Source organism: Paraburkholderia sp. BL6665CI2N2, assembly GCF_004366535.1.
In the GTDB taxonomy this organism is placed as follows: domain Bacteria; phylum Pseudomonadota; class Gammaproteobacteria; order Burkholderiales; family Burkholderiaceae; genus Paraburkholderia.
This window is the reverse complement of the sequence record NZ_SORC01000002.1, coordinates 261117-285825: the sequence shown is the minus strand read 5'-3', so window position 1 is coordinate 285825 and position 24709 is coordinate 261117. Positions and strand designations below refer to the sequence as shown.

At 62.5% G+C, this 24709-nt stretch carries 19 protein-coding genes and 3 pseudogenes; 11 read left to right on the top strand and 11 right to left on the bottom strand.

All coding sequences use genetic code 11. The features are described from left to right. Window positions 1–42: 42 nt before the first annotated feature. The 3 genes from B0G81_RS38985 to B0G81_RS38975 form a co-directional block, all read right to left on the bottom strand. The gene (locus B0G81_RS38985; protein WP_134143501.1) at window positions 43–495 is read right to left on the bottom strand and encodes a MaoC/PaaZ C-terminal domain-containing protein; all 453 of its coding nucleotides are present in this window, start codon (window positions 493–495) and stop codon (window positions 43–45) included. A 96-nt stretch (window positions 496–591) separates the two neighbouring features. Next, complete coding sequence (locus tag B0G81_RS38980; protein ID WP_134143500.1) at window positions 592–1548, bottom strand: D-2-hydroxyacid dehydrogenase; 957 nt, start codon at window positions 1546–1548, stop codon at window positions 592–594. A 15-nt stretch (window positions 1549–1563) separates the two neighbouring features. Continuing rightward, complete coding sequence (locus B0G81_RS38975; RefSeq protein ID WP_134143498.1) at window positions 1564–2991, bottom strand: NAD-dependent succinate-semialdehyde dehydrogenase; 1428 nt, start codon at window positions 2989–2991, stop codon at window positions 1564–1566. 453 nt (window positions 2992–3444) lie between these two features. Between B0G81_RS38975 and B0G81_RS38970 the strand changes: the two genes are divergently transcribed. The 5 genes from B0G81_RS38970 to B0G81_RS38950 all read left to right on the top strand — a co-directional run bounded on the left by B0G81_RS38970 (window position 3445) and on the right by B0G81_RS38950 (window position 9801). Next, a complete protein-coding gene (locus B0G81_RS38970) occupies window positions 3445–5046 on the top strand; it encodes a GMC family oxidoreductase N-terminal domain-containing protein (RefSeq protein ID WP_134143497.1) in 1602 nt (533 codons plus the stop codon). Window positions 5047–5102: 56 nt separating this feature from the next. Continuing rightward, window positions 5103–6131, top strand: a complete 1029-nt coding sequence (locus tag B0G81_RS38965) for a TRAP transporter substrate-binding protein (protein ID WP_134143495.1) — start codon at window positions 5103–5105, stop codon at window positions 6129–6131. 81 nt (window positions 6132–6212) lie between these two features. After that, window positions 6213–8045, top strand: coding sequence for a TRAP transporter large permease subunit (locus B0G81_RS38960; protein ID WP_208328644.1), 1833 nt, complete (start codon window positions 6213–6215; stop codon window positions 8043–8045). Window positions 8046–8060: 15 nt separating this feature from the next. After that, window positions 8061–8813 (top strand): electron transfer flavoprotein subunit beta/FixA family protein, encoded by a 753-nt coding sequence (locus B0G81_RS38955; protein ID WP_134143491.1) that lies wholly within the window; start codon window positions 8061–8063, stop codon window positions 8811–8813. A gap of 49 nt (window positions 8814–8862) precedes the next feature. Further along, window positions 8863–9801 (top strand): FAD-binding protein, encoded by a 939-nt coding sequence (locus B0G81_RS38950; RefSeq protein ID WP_134143489.1) that lies wholly within the window; start codon window positions 8863–8865, stop codon window positions 9799–9801. Window positions 9802–9888: 87 nt separating this feature from the next. Here the strand turns inward: B0G81_RS38950 and B0G81_RS38945 are convergent, their stop codons facing one another. Then, window positions 9889–11430 (bottom strand): AMP-binding protein, encoded by a 1542-nt coding sequence (locus B0G81_RS38945; protein ID WP_134143487.1) that lies wholly within the window; start codon window positions 11428–11430, stop codon window positions 9889–9891. A gap of 91 nt (window positions 11431–11521) precedes the next feature. Between B0G81_RS38945 and B0G81_RS38940 the strand changes: the two genes are divergently transcribed. Further along, entirely contained in the window at window positions 11522–12436 is a 915-nt protein-coding gene (locus tag B0G81_RS38940; protein ID WP_134143485.1) for a DeoR/GlpR family DNA-binding transcription regulator, read from the top strand. Window positions 12437–12563: 127 nt separating this feature from the next. Here the strand turns inward: B0G81_RS38940 and B0G81_RS38935 are convergent, their stop codons facing one another. Genes B0G81_RS38935 through B0G81_RS38920 form a run of 4 tightly spaced genes read right to left on the bottom strand, consistent with a single transcriptional unit; the run spans window position 12564 to window position 17076 of the window. Further along, window positions 12564–13715, bottom strand: a complete 1152-nt coding sequence (locus tag B0G81_RS38935; protein WP_134143484.1) for an acyl-CoA dehydrogenase family protein — start codon at window positions 13713–13715, stop codon at window positions 12564–12566. 26 nt (window positions 13716–13741) lie between these two features. After that, the gene (locus B0G81_RS38930) at window positions 13742–14743 is read right to left on the bottom strand and encodes a glycoside hydrolase family 88 protein (protein ID WP_134143483.1); all 1002 of its coding nucleotides are present in this window, start codon (window positions 14741–14743) and stop codon (window positions 13742–13744) included. A gap of 39 nt (window positions 14744–14782) precedes the next feature. Continuing rightward, a complete protein-coding gene (locus tag B0G81_RS38925; protein ID WP_134143482.1) occupies window positions 14783–15457 on the bottom strand; it encodes a 4-carboxy-4-hydroxy-2-oxoadipate aldolase/oxaloacetate decarboxylase in 675 nt (224 codons plus the stop codon). A 14-nt stretch (window positions 15458–15471) separates the two neighbouring features. Further along, entirely contained in the window at window positions 15472–17076 is a 1605-nt protein-coding gene (locus tag B0G81_RS38920; protein ID WP_166679179.1) for a CoA-transferase, read from the bottom strand. A gap of 324 nt (window positions 17077–17400) precedes the next feature. On the opposite strand from B0G81_RS38920, the gene B0G81_RS38915 reads away from it, so the two are divergent. Together B0G81_RS38915 and B0G81_RS38910 are read left to right on the top strand one after the other, a co-directional pair. Then, a complete protein-coding gene (locus tag B0G81_RS38915) occupies window positions 17401–18570 on the top strand; it encodes a CaiB/BaiF CoA-transferase family protein (protein WP_134143480.1) in 1170 nt (389 codons plus the stop codon). Between the two features lie 68 nt (window positions 18571–18638). Continuing rightward, on the top strand, window positions 18639–19811 hold the full coding sequence (locus B0G81_RS38910) for a porin (protein WP_134143479.1): 1173 nt from the start codon (window positions 18639–18641) through the stop codon (window positions 19809–19811). Between the two features lie 252 nt (window positions 19812–20063). Here B0G81_RS38910 and B0G81_RS38905 read toward each other — a convergent pair. After that, a pseudogene (locus B0G81_RS38905) lies at window positions 20064–20165 on the bottom strand (IS6 family transposase); the annotation flags it as partial. Window positions 20166–20170: 5 nt separating this feature from the next. Between B0G81_RS38905 and B0G81_RS38900 the strand changes: the two are divergent. Together B0G81_RS38900 and B0G81_RS38890 are read left to right on the top strand one after the other, a co-directional pair. Further along, window positions 20171–20424: pseudogene (locus tag B0G81_RS38900) on the top strand (DDE-type integrase/transposase/recombinase); the annotation flags it as partial. A gap of 703 nt (window positions 20425–21127) precedes the next feature. Beyond that, on the top strand, window positions 21128–21778 hold the full coding sequence (locus B0G81_RS38890; protein ID WP_134143478.1) for a recombinase family protein: 651 nt from the start codon (window positions 21128–21130) through the stop codon (window positions 21776–21778). 123 nt (window positions 21779–21901) lie between these two features. Here the strand turns inward: B0G81_RS38890 and B0G81_RS38885 are convergent. Next, window positions 21902–22639: pseudogene (locus B0G81_RS38885) on the bottom strand (IS6 family transposase). 51 nt (window positions 22640–22690) lie between these two features. After that, a complete protein-coding gene (locus B0G81_RS38880) occupies window positions 22691–23434 on the bottom strand; it encodes a TetR/AcrR family transcriptional regulator (protein ID WP_134143477.1) in 744 nt (247 codons plus the stop codon). A 239-nt stretch (window positions 23435–23673) separates the two neighbouring features. Between B0G81_RS38880 and B0G81_RS38875 the strand changes: the two genes are divergently transcribed. Further along, a complete protein-coding gene (locus B0G81_RS38875; RefSeq protein ID WP_208328630.1) occupies window positions 23674–24687 on the top strand; it encodes an ABC transporter ATP-binding protein in 1014 nt (337 codons plus the stop codon). Window positions 24688–24709: the final 22 nt, after the last annotated feature.

Below are 24709 nucleotides of genomic sequence, written 5' to 3'. Positions count from 1 at the left end.
GGCGACGTCTCAACGACGACTGCCGCCGCCGGTTTGCGATGTCTACGAGGGCCGCCGACGGACCATTCGGATCATGCGGCCCGAGCACACTGTCTCGCCACGTTGATTGCATAGGCGCGCATTCCAGAACACCAACCCGCGATCGGGCGTGTCGCGCTCGCGTTTCTTCTCGACAGAAACGATCAGATGCACGGTATCGCCGATGAAGCCCGGGCTCAGAAAACGCCACTCGATGCCGGCGAGCGCCATGCCGGTTTCGTCGGTGACGCCGATGCGGTTGTAAAGGCCATTGGCGAGGCTCACGAGCAACATGCCGTGCGCGGGACGTTGGCCGAACACCGACGCCTTCGCGGCCTCGGTGCTGATGTGGAAATCGGTGAGATCGCCGGTGAGGCCGGCAAAGGTGTACAGATCGCATTCGGCGATGGTGCGGGTAGGCGAGCGAAAGTCTTCTCCCTCGACCAGTTCTTCGAAATAGCGCGATGCCGCTGCCATGGATTTCCTTGTTCAATTTGAATCGGGGCGCCGTCGAACGAGCGCCGCTTCCGTTCGATGAGCTGCGGTTTGCAACGGCGCCAGCCGAGGGACGCGCTACACGACCACGTTGTTCGGCATTCCGCGAACGAAAGCCTCGACGTTGTCGATCAGTTGATCGGAGAGGGTTTGCATGGCTTGTTGACTGGCCCACGCAATATGCGGCGTGAGGATGAAGTTGGGCAAGCGCAGTTGCAGCAGCGGGTTGTCCGCCGCAGGCGGTTCGCCGGACAGCACGTCGAAGCCCGCGCCGCCGATCTGTCCGCGTGTCAACGCGGCGGCGAGCGCGTGTTCATCGACGAGGCCGCCGCGCGCCGTGTTCAGCAGCAGTGCGGTCGGCTTCATCCGCGCCAGCTCGGGCGCACCGATCAGATGACGGGTGTGGCTCGTGAGCGGCAAGTGCAGCGAGATCACGTCGGCGTTCGCAAGCAGGTGGTCGAGCGATAGGGATTGCACGCCGTCGCTTTCGAACGGCAGCGGATCGAACGCGCACACTTCCATGCCGAACGCGCGGCCGAGCCGCGCGACCGCCTTGCCCAGCGCGCCGAAGCCGACGATACCGAGCCGGCTGCCCGCGAGGTCGCGAATCGGATGATCGAGCAGGCAGAAAGTGCCGGACGCCTGCCAGCGACCCGCGGCCACGTCGTCGCGATAGGCGAAGAGATTGCGGCGCAGCGCGAGCAGCATCGCGAACGTATGCTCGGGCAGCGTGGCGACCGCGTAGTTGCGGATGTTCGAGACGGTGATTCCGCGTGCGCGGCAGGCATCGAGGTCGAGGATGTCGGTGCCGGTTGCGGCCACGGCGAGCATCTTCAGGTCGGGCAACTGTTCGAGGGTCGCTGCCCGCAGCGGCACTTTGTTGGTGATTGCAATGGTCGCACCGCGCAGGCGGGTGACGACTTCGGCGGAATCGGTGCGCGCATGCTCGGTCCAGTCATGAGCGAACGCCGGCCGCCGGACCTGCGCGTCCACGCTCGCACGATCGAGAAAGACCACCTTGTGTTTTACTGACATCGCTATCCTTATCGTTCACATCAGGCTGACAAATTTTTTCGTCGTATAGGCTTCGAGGCCTTCGGTGCCGCCTTCCTGGCCGTAACCGCTGTCCCTGACGCCACCAAACGGCGTTTCGGTGAGACCCAGCGCGAGGCTGTTGAGCGCCACCATCCCACAGCGCAGCGCGGCCGATGCCGCGAGCGCAGTCTCCGTCGAGCGCGTGAAGACGTACGAGGCCAACCCGAACGGCAGCGAATTGGCGCGTCGGATCACGTCGTCGAAGTCGCTGAACGGCGTGATCGGCGCAAGCGGTCCAAACGGCTCCTGAGTCATCACCATGCTGTCATCGGGCGTCGACCGCAGCACGGTGGGCGGGAAAAAGCAGCCCGCTCCGCCGTCGCGCCGGCCGCCTGTGAGGATCTGCGCGCCGCGCTCGCGCGCGTCACTGACAAAGCGCTCCATCGCGGCCACGCGGCGCGAATTCGCGACCGGGCCCATCGTGGTCTCCGGGTCCAGACCATTGCCGATACGCAGCTCGCGCGTGGCCTGCACAAAGGCGTCGGTGAATGGCTTTTCGATACTCTCGTGCACATAGAAGCGGGTCGGCGCAATGCACACCTGCCCGGCGTTGCGGTACTTGCCGACGGCCAGCGTGCGCGCGGCGTGAACCGGGTCGGCGTCGGCGAAAACGAGCACGGGCGAGTGGCCGCCGAGTTCCATGGTCACGCGCTTCATGTCGTCGGCGGCAAGACGGGTCAGCAGCTTGCCGACCGCAACGGAACCGGTAAACGAGATCTTGCGAATAATCGGACTGCCGATGATTCGTTCGGAGATATGGCTCGGCACGCCGAAGACCAGATTCAGCGTGCCTGCGGGGACGCCGGCATCGTGAAAGGCACGCACCAGTTCCACGGCGGAGCCCGGAGTCTCCTCCGCGGCTTTGAAGATCACCGGACAACCAGCAGCGAGCGCGCTACTGATCTTGCGGCTCGGCGTCGTCACCGGAAAGTTCCACGGGCTGAACGCGGCGACGGGGCCGACCGGTTCCTGAATGACCAGTTGCCGGACTTCGGGCACGCGGCCGGGGATCACGCGGCCATAAGTGCGGCGCGCTTCCTCCGCGGACCACTCGACGATATCGGCGGCCGCATCCACTTCCGCACGCGATTCGCCGAGCGTCTTGCCCTCTTCGAGCGTCACCGCGAAGGCAATCGCGTCACGCCGCTCGCGTATCAGGCCGGCCGCGCGGCGCAGGATCCTGGCGCGCTCGTACGCCGACACGTTGCGCCACGCGTTCGCGGTGCGGGCGACGGCTTCGAGCGCGCGCTCGAGGTCGGCGTCGCTTGCATGCGGCAACTCGCCAAGGCTCTCGCCGTTGGCCGGATTGATCACCGGCTGGGTGTCACGGCCACCGCCGCTCACCCATTCGCCGTCGAGAAACAAGGCTAGGTTCGGATACACGTACGTCCTCCGGTAAGGAAACAAAAGGGTTCATCACGACAAAATGTGACATCGCATCAACATAATTGTCAACATATTCCATAAACTTCCATCGAGGAGCGACAGGCGGGAAATGCCTTGTGTATCCGGGGTTGTCTCACTGCCTATTGCCTTTCTCTGTCGCGGTGATGGCTGAAGGGGCGATCCGGCAACATGAAAGCGCGGAAAATCGTGGAATGTTTTTATTGTTTATGAGCGAAACTGGTGATAGATTGATCGATATGAGTCATAATCTACCATAACCGGTATCACCCGGGTCACATATAGGAGACCGCCAATGCAAGTCCCCGGCGCACGGCTGCACGCCGTTGATGGCACGATTCGCCGACCATTCGCTTCGCGAATCCTGCCCCTTCGCCAGTGCGCAATCTTCCGCTCCACCGTTTGCGCACCCACCTACAGCAAGGCGGCGCGATGAGCCCGCAAACCTTCGACTACATCGTGATCGGCGCGGGCACGGCAGGCTGCGTGCTGGCAAACCGCCTGTCGGCTGACTCCGCTGTTTCGGTATTGCTGATCGAAGCGGGTGGCCAGGATTCGCATCCAATGATTCACGTGCCGGCCGGCTTCATCCGCCTGATGGACCATAAAGACATCACTTGGCGTTACCGCACCGCGGGCAGCCCGCATACCGGGTCGCGCGAGATCATGTTTCCGCGCGGCCGGGTATTGGGCGGGTCGAGCTCGATCAATGGGCTCCTCTACGTGCGCCCGTTCAGGGAAGACCTCGACGAATGGGCGGCGCGAAGCGATGACTCGTGGCGCTACGACCAGGTGCTGCCGTATTACCGGAAGTCCGAAACCTGGACGGGCAAGCCGTCGCCGTTGCGTGGCACCGAGGGTCCGGTGCGGGTAACGCGGACCCCCGAGCCTCCGCCGATCTGCGACGCGGCGGTGAAGGCGGGGCAGATAGCCGGCCTGGAATATAGGGAGGATCCAAACGAGTCGCACACGCACGCGTCGATCTGGTACTACCAGCAAACCCGCGATGGCCGGCGGCGTTCGAGCGCGGCGCGCGGCTACCTGCGGCCGGCCCGCGGTCGAACCAACCTCACGGTGCTGACGCGCGCGCAGGTGAGCCGCCTGTTGATTACCGACAAGGTCTGCCAGGGCGTCGCGGTGCGGCGTGACAACGGCGCGATCGAGGAGTGCTATGCGCGGCGCGAAGTCATCCTGTCGGCCGGTGCGATCGGTTCGCCGCAGATCCTCCAGGTTTCGGGAGTGGGTCCGGCCGAGGTGCTGGAAGAGCACGGCATCAGGCCGGCGCACCTGCTGAAAGGGGTCGGCAACAACTTGCAGGACCACTATATTGTCCGCCTCGGTTACGCCGTCAAGGACACCGTAACCGCCAACCAGCGCGGCCGCGGCTTGCGGCTCGCCGGCGAAGTGATGAATTACCTGCTGCGCGGCAAAGGCTTGTTGACCTATAGCGCGTCGTCAGTCGGCGCGTTTTATCGCAGCAAGTATTCGCAGCGCACCGACGTGCAGTACGTGATGGCCGGCGGCAGCTTCAAGCACGGGCGCATCGGCGAACTGGAAGAGACGCCGGGCGTGACGATCGGCTGCTGGCAAATGCGTCCGAAGAGCCGCGGTCATGTGCGTATCCGCAGCGCGGACATTGCCGTCGCGCCGGAAATCGACCCGGCTTATCTGGCTGATCCGTTCGATGCCGCCGTGATTGCCGAAGGTCTGAAATTCGGCCGCGAGTTGTTCTCGCACGAACCGCTCGCCCGCTACGTCGTCACCGAATCGATCCCGGGCTCCAGATACGCGGACGACGAAGCACTGATCCGCTATGCGAGGAGCAACGGCTCGACGGTGTTCCACCCGGCCGGCACCTGCGCGATGGGCGCAGGCGACGCCGCGGTGGTCGATGCGCAATTGCGCGTGCGAGGCATCGATCGCTTGCGCGTGGTCGACGCGTCGATCATGCCGAACGTCACGTCGACGAACACCAACGCAACCGTATTGATGATCGCGGAGAAAGCCGCCGCGATGATCCTCGCTGGGCGGTAAAAGCTCGTCGTCGGCGCGGCGACGGACAGCCGCATTCAAAAATTCAAGGAGGAGACATGCAGAAGGTTTCACGCCGCAGATTCATGCAGACGGTCGGAGCGCTGTCGGCGACAGCCGCGACCACAACCTTGTTGCCGCGCGTCGCGAACGCGCAGCCGGCGGAATTCACGCTGAAGTACGGCAACAACATGACGGATTCGCATCCGACGAATATTCGCGCGAAGCAGGCGGCAGACGCGATTCGCAGCGACACCAACGGCCGCGTCGATTTGCAGATCTTCCCGAATTCGCAGATGGGCAGTGATTCCGACATGATCTCGCAGGTGCGGGCCGGCGCACTGGACTTCACGTCGCAAGGCGGCGGCCTGCTGTCGCCGCTCGTGCCGCTGGCCGGCATCAGCGGCCTCGGGTTCGCGTTCAAGGACTACGATCAACTGTGGTCGGCGCTCGACGGCGATCTCGGCCAGATGATCCGCGCAGCAATTTCCAAAGCCGGGCTCGTAGTGATGGACACGTGCTGGGATAACGGCTTCCGGCATATCACGTCGTCGACCAAGCCGATCGTGACGCCCGCCGATCTGAAGGGTTTCAAAATCCGCGTGCCGGTAAGCCCGATGTACGTCACGCTATTCAAGAGTCTGGGCGCATCGCCGACCAGCATCAACCTGAGCGAAGCGTATTCGGCGCTGCAAACGCGGGTGGTCGACGGTCACGAGAATCCGCTGTCGTTGATCCAGAACCTGCGCATGTACGAAGTGCAGAAGTTCTGTTCGCTGACCGCGCACATGTGGGACGGCTACTGGTTCATCGGCAACGCGCAGATGTGGGCGCGGCTACCCAAGGACGTGCAGGCGATCGTGTCGCGCCACCTCAACGCGGCAGGAGTGGCACAGCGCGCCGACCTCGCCAGGCTGAACGTGGAACTTCAAAAACAGCTAACAACCGAAGGCCTCAAGTTCAACCGGCCGGATCGCGAACCTTTCCGCGCAGTGGCGCAGAAGTCGGGCTTCTACGCCGACTGGCACAAGCGATTTGGAGACGAAGCGTGGGCCGTGCTTGAAAAATACACCGGCAAGCTGGCCTGAGTACCGACAAGAGGAATCGCGATGAACTCCCTGCTGCATTCCACGCGCGGCGACGCGCTCGATCCAGGGCCGACGCCGCGCATGGCGACCAAGATCGGCCGGCGCCTGGAAACCTGTATCAAGTGGATCACGGAGCTTCCGGCGGCGGCGCTGGTGGTGATCGAGGTCTTTCTGCTGCTGGCCAACGTCTTCTTTCGCTATGTGCTGGACGACTCGCTGATCTGGGGTGACGAACTCGCTTCGCTGTTGTTCCTGTGGCTCGCGATGTTCGGAGCCGTGATCGCCCTGCGCCGCGGCGAGCACATGAGGCTGACGACACTGTTGCACGCGATGCCGCCCGGAGTGCGCCGTTTCCTCGAGACGTTCGGCAATGTGGTGGTGGCGGCCTTTCTCGTGTCGCTGATCGCGCCCGCATGGGAATACGTGCAGGAGCAATGGATCGTCATCAATCCCGCGCTCAACATCCCCACCTCGTTCCGGCTTGCAGCGGTTCTGGTCGCGACGATCCTGATGCTGGCGCTGGTGGTGTCGCGGCTGCTCGAGACGGGCCGCCTGAAGGACATCCTGATGTCGGTCGCGATCGTGGGCGTTGCCGCCGTGCTGTTGCATGTCGGCAAGCCGGTCTTGATGCAACTCGGCAACCTCAGCCTGGTGCTGTTCTTCGTCGTTGGGGTGGCCGCGCTCGTCGCCATCGGTGTACCGATCATGACGGCGTTCGGCGTCTCCACCGTCAGCTACCTCGTCAGCATGACGGCGGCCCCCCTGGTCATCGTGATCAGCCGGATGGACGAAGGAATGTCTAATCTGATGTTGCTCGCGGTGCCGCTGTTCGTCCTGCTGGGCGCGCTGATCGAGGCAATGGGCATGTCGGCCGCGATGATCCGGTTTCTCGCGACGCTGGTCGGCCACCTGCGCGGCGGCCTCTCGTATGTGCTGCTTGGCGCAATCTATCTCGTGTCGGGCATTTCCGGTTCGAAAGTCGCCGACATGGCGGCGGTCGCGCCGGCGCTTTTCCCCGAAATGAAAAAGCGCGGCGCCGACGAAGGCGACCTGGTCGCGATGCTGAGCGCATCCGCGGCGATGTCGGAGACGATTCCGCCGAGCCTCGTGCTGATCGCGATCGGGTCGGTGACCGGCGTGTCCATTGCGTCGCTCTTTACCGGCGGCTTCATGCCGGCGATGGTGGGCGCCATTGCAATGGCGGTGGTCGTCGCGTTCAAGAGCCGGCGCGAAAATCTGGCCAACGTCGTCAGGGCGTCGAAGGCCGAGATCGCCAAGGCGTTCGTTTGCGCCGTGCCGGCGCTCGCGTTGCCGTTCGTGATCCGCGCCGCGGTAGTGGAGGGCGCCGCGACCGCGACGGAGGTCTCCACGATCGGCGTGGCCTATACGTTCATCGTCGGTCTGCTGATCTATCGCCGTTTCGACTGGAAACGCTTTTATCCGATCCTCGTCGAGACCGCGTCGCTGTCGGGCGCGATCCTGATCATCATCGGCAGCGCGACGGCGATGGCCTGGGCTCTGACGCAATCCGGCTTTTCGCACCAGCTAGCGCATCTGATGACGACGCTGCCCGGCGGCAGTGTGGGCTTCATGGCGGTGTCGGTGATCGCGTTCATCGTGCTCGGCAGTTTTCTGGAAGGTATTCCGGCGATCGTGCTATTCGGCCCGCTGCTGTTTCCGATTGCCCGCATCGTCGGCATCAACGAAGTGCACTACGCGATGGTCGTGATCTTCGCGATGGGGCTCGGCCTGTTCTCGCCGCCGTTCGGCGTCGGCTTCTACGCCGCGTGCGCGATCGGCAAGGTCAATCCGGGGCTCGCGTTGCGGCGCATCTGGCCGTATTTGGGCGCATTGCTGGCGGCGCTGATCGTGATCGCCGCCGTGCCATGGATTTCAACGGGATTTCTCACTTGAACAGGATGCAGACAAATGAAGATACTGGTGGCCGTCAAGCGCGTGGTCGATCACAACATCAAGGTACGCGTTAAGACCGACGGTTCGGACGTGGACGTCGCCAACATCAAGATGGCGATGAACCCATTCGACGAGATCGCCGTCGAGGCCGCGGTGCGTCTGAAGGAGTCCGGTCAGGCTGATGAAGTGATCGCGGTGTCGTGCGGGCCGAAGGCATGCCAGGAGACACTGCGCAGCGCGCTGGCGATCGGCGCTGACCGTGCGGTGCTGGTCGAGTCTGACGCGCATCTGCAACCGCTGGCGGTGGCGAAGATTCTCGGCGCGCTGGTGCGGCATGAAGCCCCGCAACTGGTGATTCTGGGCAAGCAGGCGATCGACGACGACTGCAACCAGACCGGACAAATGCTCGCGGCATTGCTCGACTGGCCGCAAGCGACCTTCGCGTCGAACATGAGCGTCGACGGCGTCTGCATGCAGGTGACGCGCGAAGTGGACGGCGGTCTCGAAACAATCGAACTCGAATTGCCGGCGATCGTGACGAGCGACCTGCGTCTGAACGAGCCGCGTTACATCACGCTGCCGAACATCATGAAGGCGAAGAAAAAGCCGCTCGAGGTGATGGATGCGCAGACCCTGGGGCTCGACCTGGCCCCGCGCGTGCAGACCCTGAAGGTCTCCGAGCCGCCGCGGCGAGCGCCCGGCATCGTCGTTCCCGACGTGGCCACGCTGGTCCGCAAGTTGCGTGACGAAGCGAAGGCCATTCAGTAAAAGCGCTCGTGCACTCGCTATTTATCCCTTTTCGATCAGGAATCAGAACGTGACGGTTTTAGTCATTGCGGAACACGACAACGCGGCGTTGAAACCGGCCACCCTCCACGCCGTCACCGCTGCCTTGCAGTGCGGCGGCGAAGTGGAAGTGCTGGTCGCCGGACATCAGTGCGATGCGGTAGCGCGCGCGGCGGCGCGAATCGTCGGCGTGGCCCGCGTCAGGGTGGCCGATGCACCGCAGTTTGCCGACGGCCTCGCCGAAAACGTCGCCGCTCAGGCGCTGGCGCTCGCGGCGGCTGTCGGGCATAGCCACGTCCTCGCGCCGGCCACCGCGTACGGGAAAAACATTTTGCCGCGGGTGGCGGCGCGACTCGACGTCGCGCAGGTCTCGGACATCATCAAGGTGATTGCGCCCGACACATTCGAACGGCCGATGTACGCCGGCAATGTGATCGCCACCGTGCGCTCGACCGATGCGGTCAAGGTGCTCACGGTGCGGACCACGGCTTTCGAGGCCGCGGGCGTGACGAGCGGCGAGGCGACGATAGAACGGGTCGAACCGGTTGCCGCGCATGCGCGCGCGAAGGTCGTGTCGCGGCAGTTGGTGAAGTCGGCACGCCCGGAACTGACGGCCGCAAGCGCGATCGTGTCGGGCGGGCGCGGGCTGGGCTCCGCCGACAATTTTGCGATTCTCGAACCGCTTGCCGACCGGCTTGGCGCAGCAATGGGTGCCTCCCGTGCCGCAGTGGACGCCGGCTTCGCACCGAACGACTGGCAGGTGGGCCAGACGGGAAAGATCGTCGCGCCGCAACTCTATGTCGCTGTCGGCATTTCGGGTGCGATCCAGCACCTGGCCGGGATGAAGGATTCGAAGGTCATCGTGGCGATCAACAAGGACGCCGAGGCGCCGATTTTCGGCGTGGCCGATTTCGGGATCGTTGGCGATCTGTTTGAGATCGTGCCGCAGCTGACTGCCGCGCTGGGTTGAGTCGGCAGGCGCGAGCGTGCGTCGCTCGCGCGTGTCGGCAAGGGGCTGTGCCGTTGCCGCGGTATGGCCCCTGCGCTTCCTGGCTGCTCAGTCTGCCAGGCTGAAATGATCGGCGAAACGGGTCTTCAATACGCTTCGCTGGATCTTGCCGAGCGCGGTTAGCGGCAGGCCGTCCACCACGAACAGCGCTTTCGGCACCTTGTAGCCCGAAAGCCGTTCTCGCAGCGCGAGCAGCATGACATCCAGGGCTGACTGGTCGAGTTCCGTGCTTGCCGCCGGTTCTATCGCCGCCGCGACCGCTTCGCCGAAGTCCGGATGCGGCAAGCCGAAGACAGCCGCCTTCGAAACGCCTGCCAACTGTTCCAGCGCGAGTTCCACTTCGCGCGGATAGACGTTGTTGCCGCCGCTAATGATCACGTCGCTGGTGCGCCCGACGATGGTCAGATAGCCGTCCGCATCGAAGCTGCCGATGTCTCCCGTGACGAAAAAACCATCGCGAAAGCGCGGCTGCTCGGACTCGGAGCGACGCCAATAGCCGCCAAAGCGCGTCGCGCTGCGGATTTCCAGCAAGCCGGCGTGGCCTGGCGGCAAGCCGCGGCCGTCAGCGTCCGTAACGCGGATCTCGACGGCCGGCAACAACTTGCCCGCCGAACCGGGCCGCCGCGGACCATCGAGCGGGTTGGCGGTGTTGGTCATCGTTTCGGACATGCCCCAGCATTCCAGCAGCTGATGCCCGGAGGCTTGTTCGAAGCGTTGGAATACCTCGGGCGGCAGCGGCGCGGACGCGCACACGAATACGCGGATGTTGCGGCTGCGCTGGCGCAAGCCAGCTACCGACGCCATGCGGCTATACATCGTCGGCACCCCGGAAAAGACCGTGGCGGACGGCAACAACGCGACTGTCTCGGCGGCATCGAAACGCGGCGCGAGGAGAATCGATGCGCCTACTGTCAGCACGCAGTGCGTGGTCATGAACAGGCCGTGCGCATGGTGCAGCGGCATCGCGTGCAGCAGCGTGTCGCCGCTGCGCCACCCGAGACCTTCGACAAGCGATCGGGCTTTCATCGCGAGGTGGCCGTGCGGCATCACCGCGCCTTTCGGACGGCCAGTCGTGCCGGACGTGAACATGATCGCGGCGATATCGTCCGCTTTGACGTCGGCGTCGGGCTGCGTGTCGGCTTGCGCGCCGGCGCAGAGACCGCCGCTACCATCGGCATCGAGCGTCAACACCGGTGTGCCCGCTGCTTCGGCCGGCTCACGGACGCGAGCCAGCAGTGCCGGACTGCACACGACCAGCGCCGGCTCCACATCGGCCAGCACGGGCGCCATTTCCGCGGGCGTCAGTTGGGGGCTGAGCGGCACGAAGACGATACCGGCGCGCAGACAGCTGAGATACAGAAACAGGTTCCACGGCGAGCGTTCGAGCAGCGCCACGACGCGCGCGCCGTGCCCAATTCCGAGCGCAGCGAGACGCCGGCCGCAGACTGCCGTGATCTGGTCAAGGTCCGTGTAGGTCCAGTGCTGCCCCTCCGGCGTGGCGAGAAACGTCGCAAGGGGGTTCCAGCCGGCCTTAAATGTTACGTAGAGGCCGCGCGTGGCGGGATCGTCGGAGAAAGATTGGGGATTCACGGCATCGGCCTAGAGACATGGGTGAGACATCATGGTACATTTTGAATGATATTGCGACCAATCGCTATTAAATTCTCAATCTGGAGAGGACATGTCACTGGCAACTCCCCCTAAAACGCGGAGCGAAAAGCTGCTGCCAGAACAGCGCCAATCGTTCATTCTCGACGTGCTTGCCGAGCAGGGCGTAGCAGCGCTTCATCAACTGGCCGAGCGCCTTGGTGCGTCGTTCTCGACAGTGCGGCGCGATCTCGACGAACTGGTGCGCAACGGCCTCGTATCGCGCACGCACGGCGGCGCCATGCTGCGGGCTCGTCCGCTCGGACCGATCGAGGAGGACGGTCCGCCGTCGCCCACCGGCGAAATGCGTGCGGTGAAGGAAGCGATCGGCAGGATGGCGGCGGCGCGTATCCGGGAAGGCGACAGCGTGATTTTCGACAGCAGCACCACGGTGCTCGAAGCGGCGCGCGTCATTGTCGCGACGAAGCTGCGCATCACGGCGGTCACCAACAACCTCAAGATCGCGGATCTGCTTTCGCAGTCGGAAGGCGTGCGCCTGATCGTGCCCGGTGGTACGCGCCGCTCCGGCACGTATGTATTGAGCGGTGAACCCGGCGACAGCTTTCTGAGCCGTCTGCACGCGGACGTCGCGCTGATCGGTGCGCAAAGCGCCAGCAGTGGCGTGCTGACCGACAGCCGCATCGAGAGCGCGAGCGCGAAGCGCTTGCTGATGGGTGCGGTGCGCACGCGAATTCTGCTGATCGACTCGTGGAAGTTCGGTGGCCCGGGTTTCTGCGAAGTGGCTCCGCTTACCGAATTCGAAGAGGTGATCACCGACTCGGGCCTCGCCGAAGAGGAGCGACGCGACCTCGAACGGCGCGGCATCTTCGTGCAGATAGCCGATACCAGGGGCGCGACAGCCCCGCAGTCGAGCCGCGAGGAGCGGGGGGGCGCCCACGGATCCGCCGCGGCCGCCGCTGCGGCGACCGGTACGGGCGCTCAGATGTAGCGCGGTTACGCGCAGAGATTCGCCCAATTGCGGCGGTCTGCGCGCCGCGCAGGTCCCCATGCACCGGGGACAAACAAACGGCTTGCGCGGGCAAGCCGTTTTTTCTTTGCGTCCGTGCCGCTCGATCTCACCGATAGCCGAGCAGATATTCGGCGATCAATGTGCGGTGTATTTCGTTGGCGCCTTCGATCGTCTGCATGAATTTCGCGTCGCGCCAGTACCGGCCGATTTCGTACTCGTCGGAACAGCCATAAGCGCCGTGGATCTGCATCGCGTCTTCCGCGACACGCATCAGCGCGTCGCTTGCGTACATCTTCGCCATCGACGCATCCAGCCGCGCGCGATCGCCCTGATCCTTCTTGTACGCCGTTTGCATGACCAGCAGCCGGGCGGTTTCGTACGCCACCTTCATGTCGGTGATCTTGGACTGGACGAGCTGACGGCGTCCTAGCGGTTCGCCGAAGGTCGTGCGGGTCTGTGCGTAGTCGATCGACATGTCAAGGCAGGCCTTGATCATGCCGACCGCGCGCGCGGCGACGCCGAGCCGGCCGTTCTCCACCGAAGACATCGCGATGCGGAAGCCTTCGCCTTCGGCGCCGAGACGATTCGCGACGGGCACGCGTACGTCCTGCAACACGAGCTCGCCGGTTTCCATCGGCCGGAAACCAACCTTGTTCTTGAACATGTTGCGCTCGATGCCGGGCCAGTCGGGTTCGAGCAGAAAGGCGGTGATGCCTTTGCGCCCGAGGGCCGGATCGAGCGTCGCGAAGGTCAGGATCCAGCGGCACGAGCCGATCATCGAGATCCATACCTTGTTGCCGTTCAGGACGTAGTGGTCGCCGTCACGCACGGCGCGCGTGCGCATCGACGCCACGTCCGAACCGGTATGTGTTTCGGTGAGGGCGAAGGCGACGGGTCCTTCGCCGCGCGCCAGCGGCACCAGATACTTCTGCTTCTGTTCCTCGGTGCCGAAGCGCAGCACGCTGACGCCCCCCACGCCGCTCGCCCAGCTCGCGGCGCCGGCCATTGCCTGGCAGACTTCGGCGAGCTGCATGATGACGAGCGCATACGTCTGGTGGTCCATGCCGGCGCCACCGTATTCCTCGGGAATCACGCCGCCGGTCAGGCCGAGGCTTGCCATTTCCGCATACAGGTCGAGCGGGAAGCGCTCGTCACGATCGTATTCGCGTACCTTCGGGCGAATCCGCTGGGTCGCGAAGCGCTTTGTCGTGTCGAGAATCGCGACCTGATCGTCGGTGATCGAAAAGTCCATCGTCATGTCTCTCTTATGATGTCCGTTGGTTTTCAGCCGACGCGCTGCAACGAGCGGGCTCCGAGGTCGCGCACGCGCACGCCGTCGGACGCAAGGGCGAACAGAGCGGCGAGAAAGCCCTGGCCGTAGGCGTTGCCCGCGTCCAGGTAACGCGGATTCGGGCTCGGAATGTTGACGACCATCGGACCGAACTGCTGGTGGCGCAGAATCGACGTGCGCCAATCGAAATGCTGACACAGCACTGCTTCGAGTGCGGTGAAGCTGGCGCGTTCCGCCGCTTCGCCGCCGAGTCCGAGCTGATAACCCTTGTTCAGCGCATACGCGATCATCACGGTCGCGCTGGTGTCGATCAGCGAATAGGGGTCGTCGATGGTCGCGTGCCACAGCCCGCCATCCTGGCATTCGGTCGCGCGCGCCACGGTTTTCTCGTACATGGCGACCAGCTCGCGGTCCCATTCCGCCTCCGGAATCGCCTCCAGACTATCCACCACGCCGGCGAGCCACCAGCCGCTCGCGCGTCCCCACGCGGTGCCGTCGATCCACAGGTCGATGCCGATATAGGTCTCCTCGACCGGCACCGACGCGTTGAACACGTGACGCAGCAGGCCATCTTCCTGCGCGAGCATCGTATGAAAGCCCTTCAGTTCGCCGATCGCAAAGTCGTGATTGCCGATGATCGCTTGTGACGGCGCGACCATGTAGGCGGTGTCGGCGAACACCCAGCCGTGCGTGCTTTTGGCCGTCGTGTGCTGGGTGACGCCACCGGCCGCGACGCGCTCACGGTGGAAGATTTCGTTCGCGTGTTTCGCCTCAGCCACCTTGCCCGCGAGAATCAGCGGACGGATACGCGACGAACTGTCGGCGATGTTCGGATGCGTAATGACAGGACTAGCGAGCACTTCGCCGATCTTCTCGTGGAACCACGCGGTCAAGCCGGCGGTGTACATCGCGTTGAGCAGGCCGGAATGTTTGCCGCCGGTGTCGACACGGTCCCAGCCGCGCTCAAGGATACGTTTGACAAGGGTGCTACCCACTTTTCTTCTCCTCAAATAAATAAATAGCTGTGGGGACGTTCAGGATTCCCAGGTGCAGCCTTTTGCTTTCAGGACCCGGTCCATGCCGAGTACCTGCAAGACGTTTTCGCCGCTGCGCAGGCGCGCCATGAAGGCCGCTTCCTTGTCTTCGCGTTCGCGCGAAAGCGTCGCGATCCGTGCGGCGTCGGCGGCGGGTACGACCACCGCGCCGTCGTCATCGCCCGCGATCACGTCGCCAGGCGCAATGCTCACACCGCCAACTACGACCGGCAAGTTGACGTCACCGAGCGTTTCCTTCACGGTCCCCTTGACCGAGAGTCCGGTCGAGAACACCGGAAACGCGAGCTTTTGGATCGCCGCCGCGTCGCGCACGCCGGAATTGATCACGAGGCCGGCAATGCCGCGCGCTACACACGCGGTGGCCAGCACTTCGCCGAACGGCCCTTGCTCGGGATTGCCGCCGGTGTCGATCACGAGCACGTCGCCCGGTTCCGCGAGCGAGATGGCGACTTGCAGCATCAGGTTGTCGCCGGGTGTGCAGCGCGCCGTGAGCGCCGGGCCGCAAAAGCGCATGCCCGGATAGATCGGCTTGATGCGCCAGTCGAGCGCGTAGCGCCGGCCCTGCGCCTCATGCAGCGTGGCGGGCGGCAACGCCGACAAGGCCTCGATCAGCGAGGGCGAGGGCCGGGTGATGGTTCGGGTCACGTGGGGCATTCAGGTCTCCTTGTCTAATTGGGTAATGCGGCGAGGCCAATCGGCGACTCGCGGAAGAGGCGGTGATCCATGTCACGCAATGCAGGGCTGACCGCGAAGTCGAAGCTCACCGCAGGGCGGATGTCGCGTGCGGCGTCGAGTCCGGGAGCGATCTCGATGAGTTCCAGGCCGGCCGCCCCCACTTTGAACACCGCCCGCTCGGTGACGATCAGCACGCGCTGACCCTTTGTCACAGCGCTCGGGCCGTGGAAATTCACTTGCTCGACATGGTCGACGAACTTGCGGTTGCGGCCCTCGCGGGCAATCGACACGCGCACGTCGTTGTGAGCCTCAATGGCGACGTCGAGGCCGCCGGCGGTCAGCGTCCCGCAGAACAACACGGTGCGGGTGCGATGCGCGATGTCGAGAAAGCCCCCCGGTCCGCGCAGGTTGCCGCCGAACCAGCCCACGTTCACGTTGCCGTGGCAATCGATTTCGGCGAATCCGAGTACGGTGACGTCGAGCCCGCCGCCGTGATAGAAGTCGAAGATTTCGGTGGAGTCGACGATCGCGTCGGGGTTGTAGTGCGCGCCGAATGCGCCGCTATTCGCGGGTGTTCCCATCGCGGGCACGCCGCCGATCGCGCCATGCTCGAGGCTGAATGTCATGCGTCCGGCTACGCCTTCTTCGCGCGCCACGGACGGAATGCCGGTGCCGATGCCCACGCCCAGGTTGACCACGTCGCCCGGCCGGATTTCCTGCAACGCGCGGCGCGTGATCACCTTGCGGATATCGAACGGGAGCGGCGGCAGCGGCAGATGCGGATTGCGAAATTCGCCTGAGAGCGCCGGGTCGTATTCACCGAGCTGCGATTGGATGCTGCCCGGTTCGACCACCACCGCGTCCACCAGGATGCCCGGCACTTCGACCATGCGCGGATGCAGCGCACCGCGCTCCGTGAGGTATTTCACCTGGGCGATGACCTTGCCGCCCGAGTTGCGCGCAGCCATGGCCAGATATTTCATTCCGACGCTGACCGGTTCGCCCGCCATGCTGATGTTGCCGTCCGGATCCGCGACGGTGCCGCGGATGATCGCCACGTCGACCGGCATCGAGCGATAGAACAGATACGGCTCGCCGCCAACTTCGATGCGGCTGACGAAATCCGCTTCCGGTGTCGCATCGTTCACCCGTGTCGTGCCGGCTCTGCGGGCGGCGGGGTCCACATAGGTGTTCAAACCGACCTGGGTGAGAAAGCCCGGCGAGCCGGCCGCGGTTTCGCGAATCATCCGGTAGAGGCAGCCCATCGGATACGAATAAGCCTCGAATCCGCCATTAACCGCCATCTCGACGAAGCGGGGAGAGTCCCGTTTGCTGAAGGTTGACGTGATCACGCGTTTGATCATGCCCGGCTGCGCGAAATGCTCGAGCCCGGTTGCCGGCTCGGCTTTCCAACCAGGGCGATTCGGCGCCAGCAGCGTCAGGCCACTCGGTGCACCGGTCGTGCGAAAGCGCTCTCCGAGTGCCGCCAGCACGGCCTCGGGAACTGCCAGAGAAATCAGGCCGGCGAGCGCGACGGTTGCGCCGGATTGGACGAATTGCACCGCCTCTGCGGCGTTGATCTGCTTGCCCGGTCTCACAGTGTCTCCCCTTGTCGGTCTGTCGCCGGAAAGACTGTGACACGATTTGGTAGGTCGTGTCAATTTATTCCACAAAACGTCATTATGCCGCCGCGTTAGCAAGAAAGCGCGCATTGCTCACGCAGTCCGCGTTTCATAGCTGATTTACAGGAACCGAGAGCTGCGTCTGGAGCGCTTTCGCTGTGAAAAACGATCGATATCGCTCAAATTGCGGCCAGTCCGGTTGTCAGTGGTGAGTGATAATGGTACGTTAGCGCCAAATTATCGCAAAAGTGAGCGTCGTTACTTAACGAACGCTCTTTCCCATTAGGCAAAGGAGGCAGCGTGGGTCCATTAGAAGGTGTTCGAATCGTCGAATTTGGGGGCATCGGGCCGGGACCGATGTGCGCGATGCTGCTCGCCGACCTCGGGGCCGACATCATCAGGATCGACAGGCCGGTGCCAAGCGGACTCGGTACGCCGCGGCCCGACCGATATAACCTGCTCAACCGAAGCCGGCGTTCCGTGATCCTCGATCTGAAACGCCCGGAAGGCATCGACGCGGCATTGCGTCTGGTCGACCGCGCCGACGCGCTGATCGAAGGCTTTCGTCCGGGCACGATGGAACGCCTGGGCATGGGGTCGCAGGCGTGTCTGGAGCGCAATGCCCGGCTCGTCTATGGCCGCATGACCGGCTGGGGGCAGGACGGCCCGCTTGCGATGGTTGCCGGTCATGACATCAATTACATCTCGCTGTCGGGCGTGCTGCATTCCATCGGACGCAAGGGTGAAGCGCCCACGCCGCCGCTCGTGTTGACGGGCGATTACGGCGGCGGCGCGCTTTACCTCGCGCTCGGCGTACTGAGCGGTGTCATAGCGGCGCGTGAATCCGGCAAGGGGCAGGTGGTCGACGCCGCGATGGTCGACGGCAGCGCATCGCTGATGACGAGCTACTACGGTCAGTACGCGTGCGGGCTGCATCACGACGAACGCGGCACCAACGTAACCGACGGCGGCGCGTACTACTGGGACGTCTATCAATGCGCGGACGACCGCCACGTGTCGATTGCGCCGATCGAACCTAAATTCCGCGCCGTGCTGATCGAGAAGCTCGGCCTCGCCGACCTCGATCCGCCGCTGGATGAGATGACCGACGACGAGGCGCGCGACTACCTGCGCGCCGTCTTCCGGACAAAAACACGCGACGAGTGGTGCGCACAAATGGCCGGCGCCGACGCCTGCTTTGCGCCGGTGCTGTCGCTCGGCGAAGCCCCGCTGCATCCGCACAACCGCGCGCGCGGCACGTTCATCGAAGTGGACGGCATCGTGCAGCCGGCGCCCGCGCCGCGGTTCAGCGGCACGCCGACAGCACGGCCCACCGCGCCGGAAACTCCCGGCGCCAGCACAGCGGCAGCGCTTGCGCAATGGGGCTTCGACGAATCGGAGATCGCCCGCCTGGGCGCTGACGGCGTATTCGGTCCCGGATTCGCCGGGGGTACTTCGGCCGCGCGCTGAACTACCCGCTACATCAGAAAAAGCAGGTCAACACCAGTCGTTATTCCAACAAACAGAGGAGACAAGAAGTGAAAAGATTGATTGGCTTAGGCGCGTTCGTCGTCGCCAGTTCTGCGTGCGCGCAGTCGGGTGTGACGTTGTACGGTATCGCCGATGCTGGCCTCACCTACAGCACGAACGCCAAGGGTGCGCACCAATATGCGCTGACGAGCGGCAACGAAGGCGCTGGACGATGGGGACTCTCGGGTGTCGAGGATCTCGGAGGCGGCCTGAAGACGGTCTTCACGTTGGAAGCCGGCTACAACATCGCCAACGGAACCATCGGGCAGAACGGCACCGAGTTCGGCAGGCAGGCGTTCGTCGGCATGAGCGGTGGATACGGCACTCTGACGCTGGGCCGTCAATACGCGAGCTCGACCAACTTCGTCGGCCCATTCGAATCGGGTAACGATTGGGCCGCGTCGGGCGCCACGTATGGCGCACATCCGGCAGACCTCGATAACCTCGACAACAGTAACCGGATCAATAACGCCATCAAGTTCCAGAGCTTCAAATACGCGGGCTTTTCGTTCGGCGGGTTGTACAGCCTGGGCGGGAAAGCCGGGGGCTTTACGCAAAATCAGATCTGGTCGCTCGGGGCAGGTTATGCGAATGGTCCTTTCAATTTCGGCGTCGGCTATTTGCAGGCGAAGTCTCCGAATTTTTCGCTATGGGGCAACAAGGCAAACGACAGCGGGACTGGCCCCAACATGGCCAGTCCTGTGATCAGCGGCTATGCAACGGCTGCGTCGCAGCAGGTTATCGCAGCAGGCGGATCCTATGCGCTCGGTGCGGTCATTATCGGCGCGGTGTATAGCAACACGAAGTTCAAGGACCTCGGGTCCACTACCGTGGCGGGTCTTGCCGCGGCTCAGGCGGCGTACCGCGGCACCGCGACGTTTAACAGCGGGGAGTTGAACCTGAAGTTTCAGGTGACGCCCACGCTTCTGCTGGCGGCTGCATACTCCTATACGAAGGGCAGTGGCGTCGGCGCGCAAAGCGGTGCGCATTACCAGCAGATCAACGTGGGTGCGGACTACTTCCTGTCGAAGCGCACGGATCTGTACGCGATTGCGGTGCATCAGAACGCTTTTGGAACGGATTCGACCGGGAATCAGGCGGTCGCCGCGATCAGTGGCGCGTCGCCGTCGAGTTCGAATGCGCAAACACTCGTTACCGCCGGTATCCGCCACAAATTCTAGACGCGAGCAGTGACGTGGGGGCGCCATTCGTCATGAGCGCCTATCTATAACGGCCCAAACAGCTTGCTTTGGACATGGTTCAAAAGAGCTTTAGCCACTGCTTGTTCAAATGCAAAGCTGTTATATCCGGGGACGTTTTGATCGCGGGCGCCAGCGCTGGTTTTGTCGCGCTAAGGTGCTGAGCTAAAATTCGCGCTCGATCAAGAATTCGGAACGAGATGGGTCAGACGAGGAAGACATCGCGCGCGACGTCCTCCAACTCTTGCCAACCGGGCGCTTGTTTCGCCGAAACGCCTTTTCGAACAACGGCACCAGCTTGATCACCCAGCGGTGCACGCCCGAGTGATCGCCAATCTGGGGCGCTCGCGGCGATCAACGCTGACAGACCGAGACCTATCAAGGTCCAGCAGAGCAATATCTGAACAACATGATCGAGCAGGACCATCGTGCCATCAAACGCATCATCAAACCGATGATGGGCTTCAAGGATTTTCGCTGCGCGTGCATCATCCTGACCGGCATCGAAGTGATGCACATGATCCGCAAAGGGCAGGTGCAGGATGACGGCATCACCAAAACCGCAGCCGAGCAGTTGAATTCGCTAAGCACGTAAGCAATCCTATTCATATCGTAACTCGCTCATCCCGATTTTCTTATCTCGACACAGCCCCACCGCAACATCAAGGTCCCGGACGAATGTCATGCTCAGTTTCAAACGTCTCAGGAACGCAGCGGTCACTCTCTCAGATATTGAGTTGGTACATCGTATTCGCAAAGGCCAATTCAACCTCGCGAAGCTCGGCCTCACAGATAACGCTGTGCCGGTAGTCCGGAACCGTCCCGTCTTCTTGATTAGGTATCGTTTCTATTGCAAGAATCTTGTTAAGACACCTATTTGCCCAAAGCCCTTAGAATCTTGTTACTATTTCCCCTGACGAAACTGCGTCAGACAAAGAAAGATCGAGCCGAAAGGTATCCGAAGGGCACTGCCGTACCTGGCCATATAGATCCTTTAAGACAACGCCGACCGCACCCATAGGAGGCAAACGGCACTACCAGACGACGGATCGCCGAGCGAAGCAGTACTTCGCCGCTGAACCATTCACGTCTGCAAGCTTGCGACGATTCACCAATAGCCGATCCATGTGGTCAGAAGCCACATCGACACAACAGTGTCTCGGCTGACGCGGTGATTTGACCGACCGTCAATCGACTCCCTTGGAACGACCACGCACCCGACAAGGTCGTTGCGTCGCAAAAGTAATGACCATCTTGCCTTCGTTAGGAAGGTTGTAGCCCTCGCCTCGGCCTCAAGAATGAGAATTGGATATGCACGGGTCTCTACCGATGACCAGAACCTCGACCTGCAGATTGCGGCACTCGAAAAAGCCGCATGTGACAGGATTTATTCCGACCACGGGATCTCCGGTGCCGAGTTCAAACGGCCCGGACTTGAGCGCGCGCTGCGCGCAATGAAGAATGGAGACACATTAGTCGTCTGGCGCCTCGATCGACTTGGCCGCTCGTTGTCAAAGCTTGTTGACCTCGTGAATCGATTGGGAAAGAAGGGCATGCACTTCACATGTCTGAGCGAATCAATCGACACGACGTCGTCCACAGGCTCGTTCACGTTTCATATGCTGGCCGCGCTGGCTGAATTCGAGCGAAGACTGATCGGGGAACGCACGCGAGCTGGCATGGCCGCGGCAAGAGCCCGCGGAAAGCACGTCGGCCGTCGGCGCGCGATGACCGATGACCAGTGCCGCGAAGCACAGGGGATGCTGCGTCGCGAGTCGCCCGCGCTCGTCGCGGAGCGCTTCCACATTCATCCGCGCACGCTCGTGAGAAGCATCAAACGGGCAAAGCTGATGCCGGAGACAATATCCTTGACTGCTTCCGTCGCAGAATGTGTGGATACTCCGTTTTTGCTGCTGAAGTCGATCGCCAGTCAGGTCGATCAAGTTTAACGCGTCGAGCTTGCGCTAATCGAAGACCTATTCGTCATTTCATGGGCGAGGCATATTACGAGGCAAAAGGGCGCTGTCAACTTGGCGGTGGTGAGCCGGCGCAGTGCCAAAGAGGTAGATTGCTCAGAAAGCGGTCGACGGAATTTGGCTGAGCTCGGTGAATGCGTGCCACGCAGCGAATCGGGCGGCGAGTTGTTTGCGATAAAGAGAGGCGCGCAGCAGATGTCGTTTGAGAGCAAAGTGCTGCCGAATCAGACCGAAGCTCGACAGAAAAGCTTGCGTTCGCTTCACTTCGGGTTGCGGAACCCCCGCATGCGTCGTTCGCGTTCACGGGTAGGTTGATGACTATTCTCAGCCCGGTTATTCACCCGTGCAGCAGCCTTGACGAACAGGTGTTTGACGCCGACCAACTCGGGGATCTCGGCCTTCGCGGCCGGATAGCTTCGTAATTGATCTGTGACGATCTTGCGCGGCGCGGGGCATGACCGAAGCACGTGCTTGAAAAAGCGTTTCGCAGCGGCTTCGTCCCCCCGCTTCTGCAACAGAATGTCGAGTTCGGCACCATGCTCGTCAACCGCTCGCCACAGCAGATGAGGCTCACCGCGCAGCGTCACGAACATCTCATCGAGATGCTAGGTGCTGCCGGGCTTACGACGCGCGGCCTTGACGCGATGCGCAAAGCGAGCGCCAAACTTATCGCCACCAGCGTCGCACGGTTTCATGGCTTACTACCACGCCGCGTTCGAACAACAACTCCTGAATGTCGCGCAGGCTCAGTTGAAAGCGGAAATGCCAACGCACCGCGCAACTGATGACTGCAGCCGGAAAGCGGTGACCGTGATAGAGGGATTTCGATTTCATCATCGGGCCATCTTACGTGAGCACCTCGGCAATGTGACAGCGCCAATTCAGTCAATCGGCTTGCTGCTTGGCGACGAAACGTTTGATCACATCGTTCCAGATTCCCGTGAGGCCAGTCGCCAATTCCTCTACGTCGCCAAACGATGATAGAAGGAGTTTGTCACGCTGCACGTGCCGTTCGCGGAGTGATTCCATCGACATCGAAATCAGCAATCGCAGTGCTCCTCTGAACTCGCGCCGCACCGACGCGTCGAATTTCACGCCGTGATCGCGCGCGACCGCTTCTATCACGCGATCGACCCAGACGGCGTTCATATCTTCACGCATTCGCACCAGAGAAGGCGTATAAGCCGAGACGTGTGAGAAAGCCGCGAACAATCCGGCGTTCGTCTCGTATGCTCGGCAGTACCAGAGATTGGCTGCATGGACCGCATCTTCGTTTTTCGCTGCGCGTCCTTTGCCGCTGCGTGGCGTCGGCGGACGCCATAACGCGCGAAAAAAACTCACGAGTAATGCTTCGACGGCCTCGTCGATATCGGTGAAATAGTTGTAGAAAGTGCCGCGGGAAAGACCGGTGTCGTTCAGGATGGTCTCAATCAGGGGGCGGCGACCGGGTTCTTCAAGTAATTGCTTCGCCAGGCATGCCATCACCGCGCAGCGCGTTCGCTCACGCTTGGGCGAGGTCCGGTCGCGGCTCCTGACCATAAGCAATTCGTCGAACCGTTCACCTTGCTTAATGACCATGTCGTCCAGAGGCGACATGTTTGCTTGCAGCGCGAGCTCTTGTGTCGGCATAACTGTCCTCGATGCGAATAGGGAAAACCAGCCCTTGACGCAAAAATAATTTCTACGTAAGGTTCATTAATGACACTATGTCTAAAAATGAACTTCACGTCATTTTACACGGAGCAGGTTCTGGCGACTACCATCTCGGCGCCGAACCCGCCTTGCAACGACGATCGCTATAGGGGCAAGGACATATGAAGAGCGGGTCTACCATCGAATTCAGTCATGTGAGCAAGCAGTACGGCGCGGTGACGGCGCTGCATGATTTCTCGCTGGCTGTCGAATCAGGCGAATTCATCACTATTCTGGGAAGCAGCGGCTCTGGAAAGACCACCGCGCTCAATGCACTTGCGGGTTTTATGCCGGTATCTTCCGGCGACATTCGCATCGGCGGCCGTTCCGTGACCAACCTGCCGCCCGAGCGCCGCGAGCTGGGTATGGTGTTCCAGAACTACTCGCTGTTTCCGCATATGAGCGTAGCGGAAAACGTCGCGTTTCCACTTAAGATGCGTGGTACCGCGCGCAAGGATATCGATGGCCGGGTCAAGCGTGCGCTGCATGCCGTGCAACTCGAAGCTTACAGAGCGAGAATGCCGCGCGAATTGTCGGGCGGCCAGCAGCAACGAGTCGCCATTGCGCGGGCGATTGTCTTCGAACCGCCCGTGCTGCTGATGGATGAGCCGCTCGGCGCTCTTGATCTTAAGCTGCGCGAGGCGTTGCAGTTCGAGATCAAATCGATTCAGCACCAACTCGGCTGCACGGTCGTCTATGTCACGCACGATCAGCGCGAAGCGCTGGCCATGTCCGATCGTATCGTCGTGCTGCGCGACGGGCACATTGCTCAAGTGGGAACTCCTCTCGACATGTACGATCAGCCTCGCAGCCGGTTCGTGGCGCAGTTCATTGGCCAGACGAATCTCTTTCCGGCGGACCTGGGATCGGCCGGACAAATCTCCATTCCAGGTCTCGGTATCTCATGGACTGATGCGCGGCCAGCGACGCGATCGGTGCCCTATTTCATCAGCGTGCGTCCAGAGCATCTCACGCGGCGTCCGGGGCGCGACGGCGACGTCCGCATCGATGCCACACTCGACGAAGCGATCTTTCTTGGTGATGTCATCGACTTCAGCGCCAGGCACAGCAGCGGGACTGCCATTCATTTTCGTGAACCGCGCATTGCAAGCGCGCCGCGATTGCAACGCGGTGACACCGTTTCGCTCGCGTTCTCGCCTGGCGACGCCGCCCTCGTACCGGATCTGTGATCCGTTCTTTCACTTACATTGG

What these genes read in the sequence shown, in the direction of transcription:
- B0G81_RS38880 (WP_134143477.1), bottom strand. Translation starts at nt 23,434, where the DNA reads ATGCCGACACAAGAGCTCGCGCTGCAAGCAAACATGTCGCCTCTGGAC.
- B0G81_RS38935 (WP_134143484.1), bottom strand. Translation starts at nt 13,715, where the DNA reads ATGACGATGGACTTTTCGATCACCGACGATCAGGTCGCGATTCTCGAC.
- B0G81_RS38980 (WP_134143500.1), bottom strand. Translation starts at nt 1,548, where the DNA reads ATGTCAGTAAAACACAAGGTGGTCTTTCTCGATCGTGCGAGCGTGGAC.
- B0G81_RS38890 (WP_134143478.1), top strand. Translation starts at nt 21,128, where the DNA reads ATGAGAATTGGATATGCACGGGTCTCTACCGATGACCAGAACCTCGAC.
- B0G81_RS38925 (WP_134143482.1), bottom strand. Translation starts at nt 15,457, where the DNA reads ATGCCCCACGTGACCCGAACCATCACCCGGCCCTCGCCCTCGCTGATC.
- B0G81_RS38970 (WP_134143497.1), top strand. Translation starts at nt 3,445, where the DNA reads ATGAGCCCGCAAACCTTCGACTACATCGTGATCGGCGCGGGCACGGCA.
- B0G81_RS38940 (WP_134143485.1), top strand. Translation starts at nt 11,522, where the DNA reads ATGTCACTGGCAACTCCCCCTAAAACGCGGAGCGAAAAGCTGCTGCCA.
- B0G81_RS38955 (WP_134143491.1), top strand. Translation starts at nt 8,061, where the DNA reads ATGAAGATACTGGTGGCCGTCAAGCGCGTGGTCGATCACAACATCAAG.
- B0G81_RS38965 (WP_134143495.1), top strand. Translation starts at nt 5,103, where the DNA reads ATGCAGAAGGTTTCACGCCGCAGATTCATGCAGACGGTCGGAGCGCTG.
- B0G81_RS38985 (WP_134143501.1), bottom strand. Translation starts at nt 495, where the DNA reads ATGGCAGCGGCATCGCGCTATTTCGAAGAACTGGTCGAGGGAGAAGAC.
- B0G81_RS38960 (WP_208328644.1), top strand. Translation starts at nt 6,213, where the DNA reads ATGGCGACCAAGATCGGCCGGCGCCTGGAAACCTGTATCAAGTGGATC.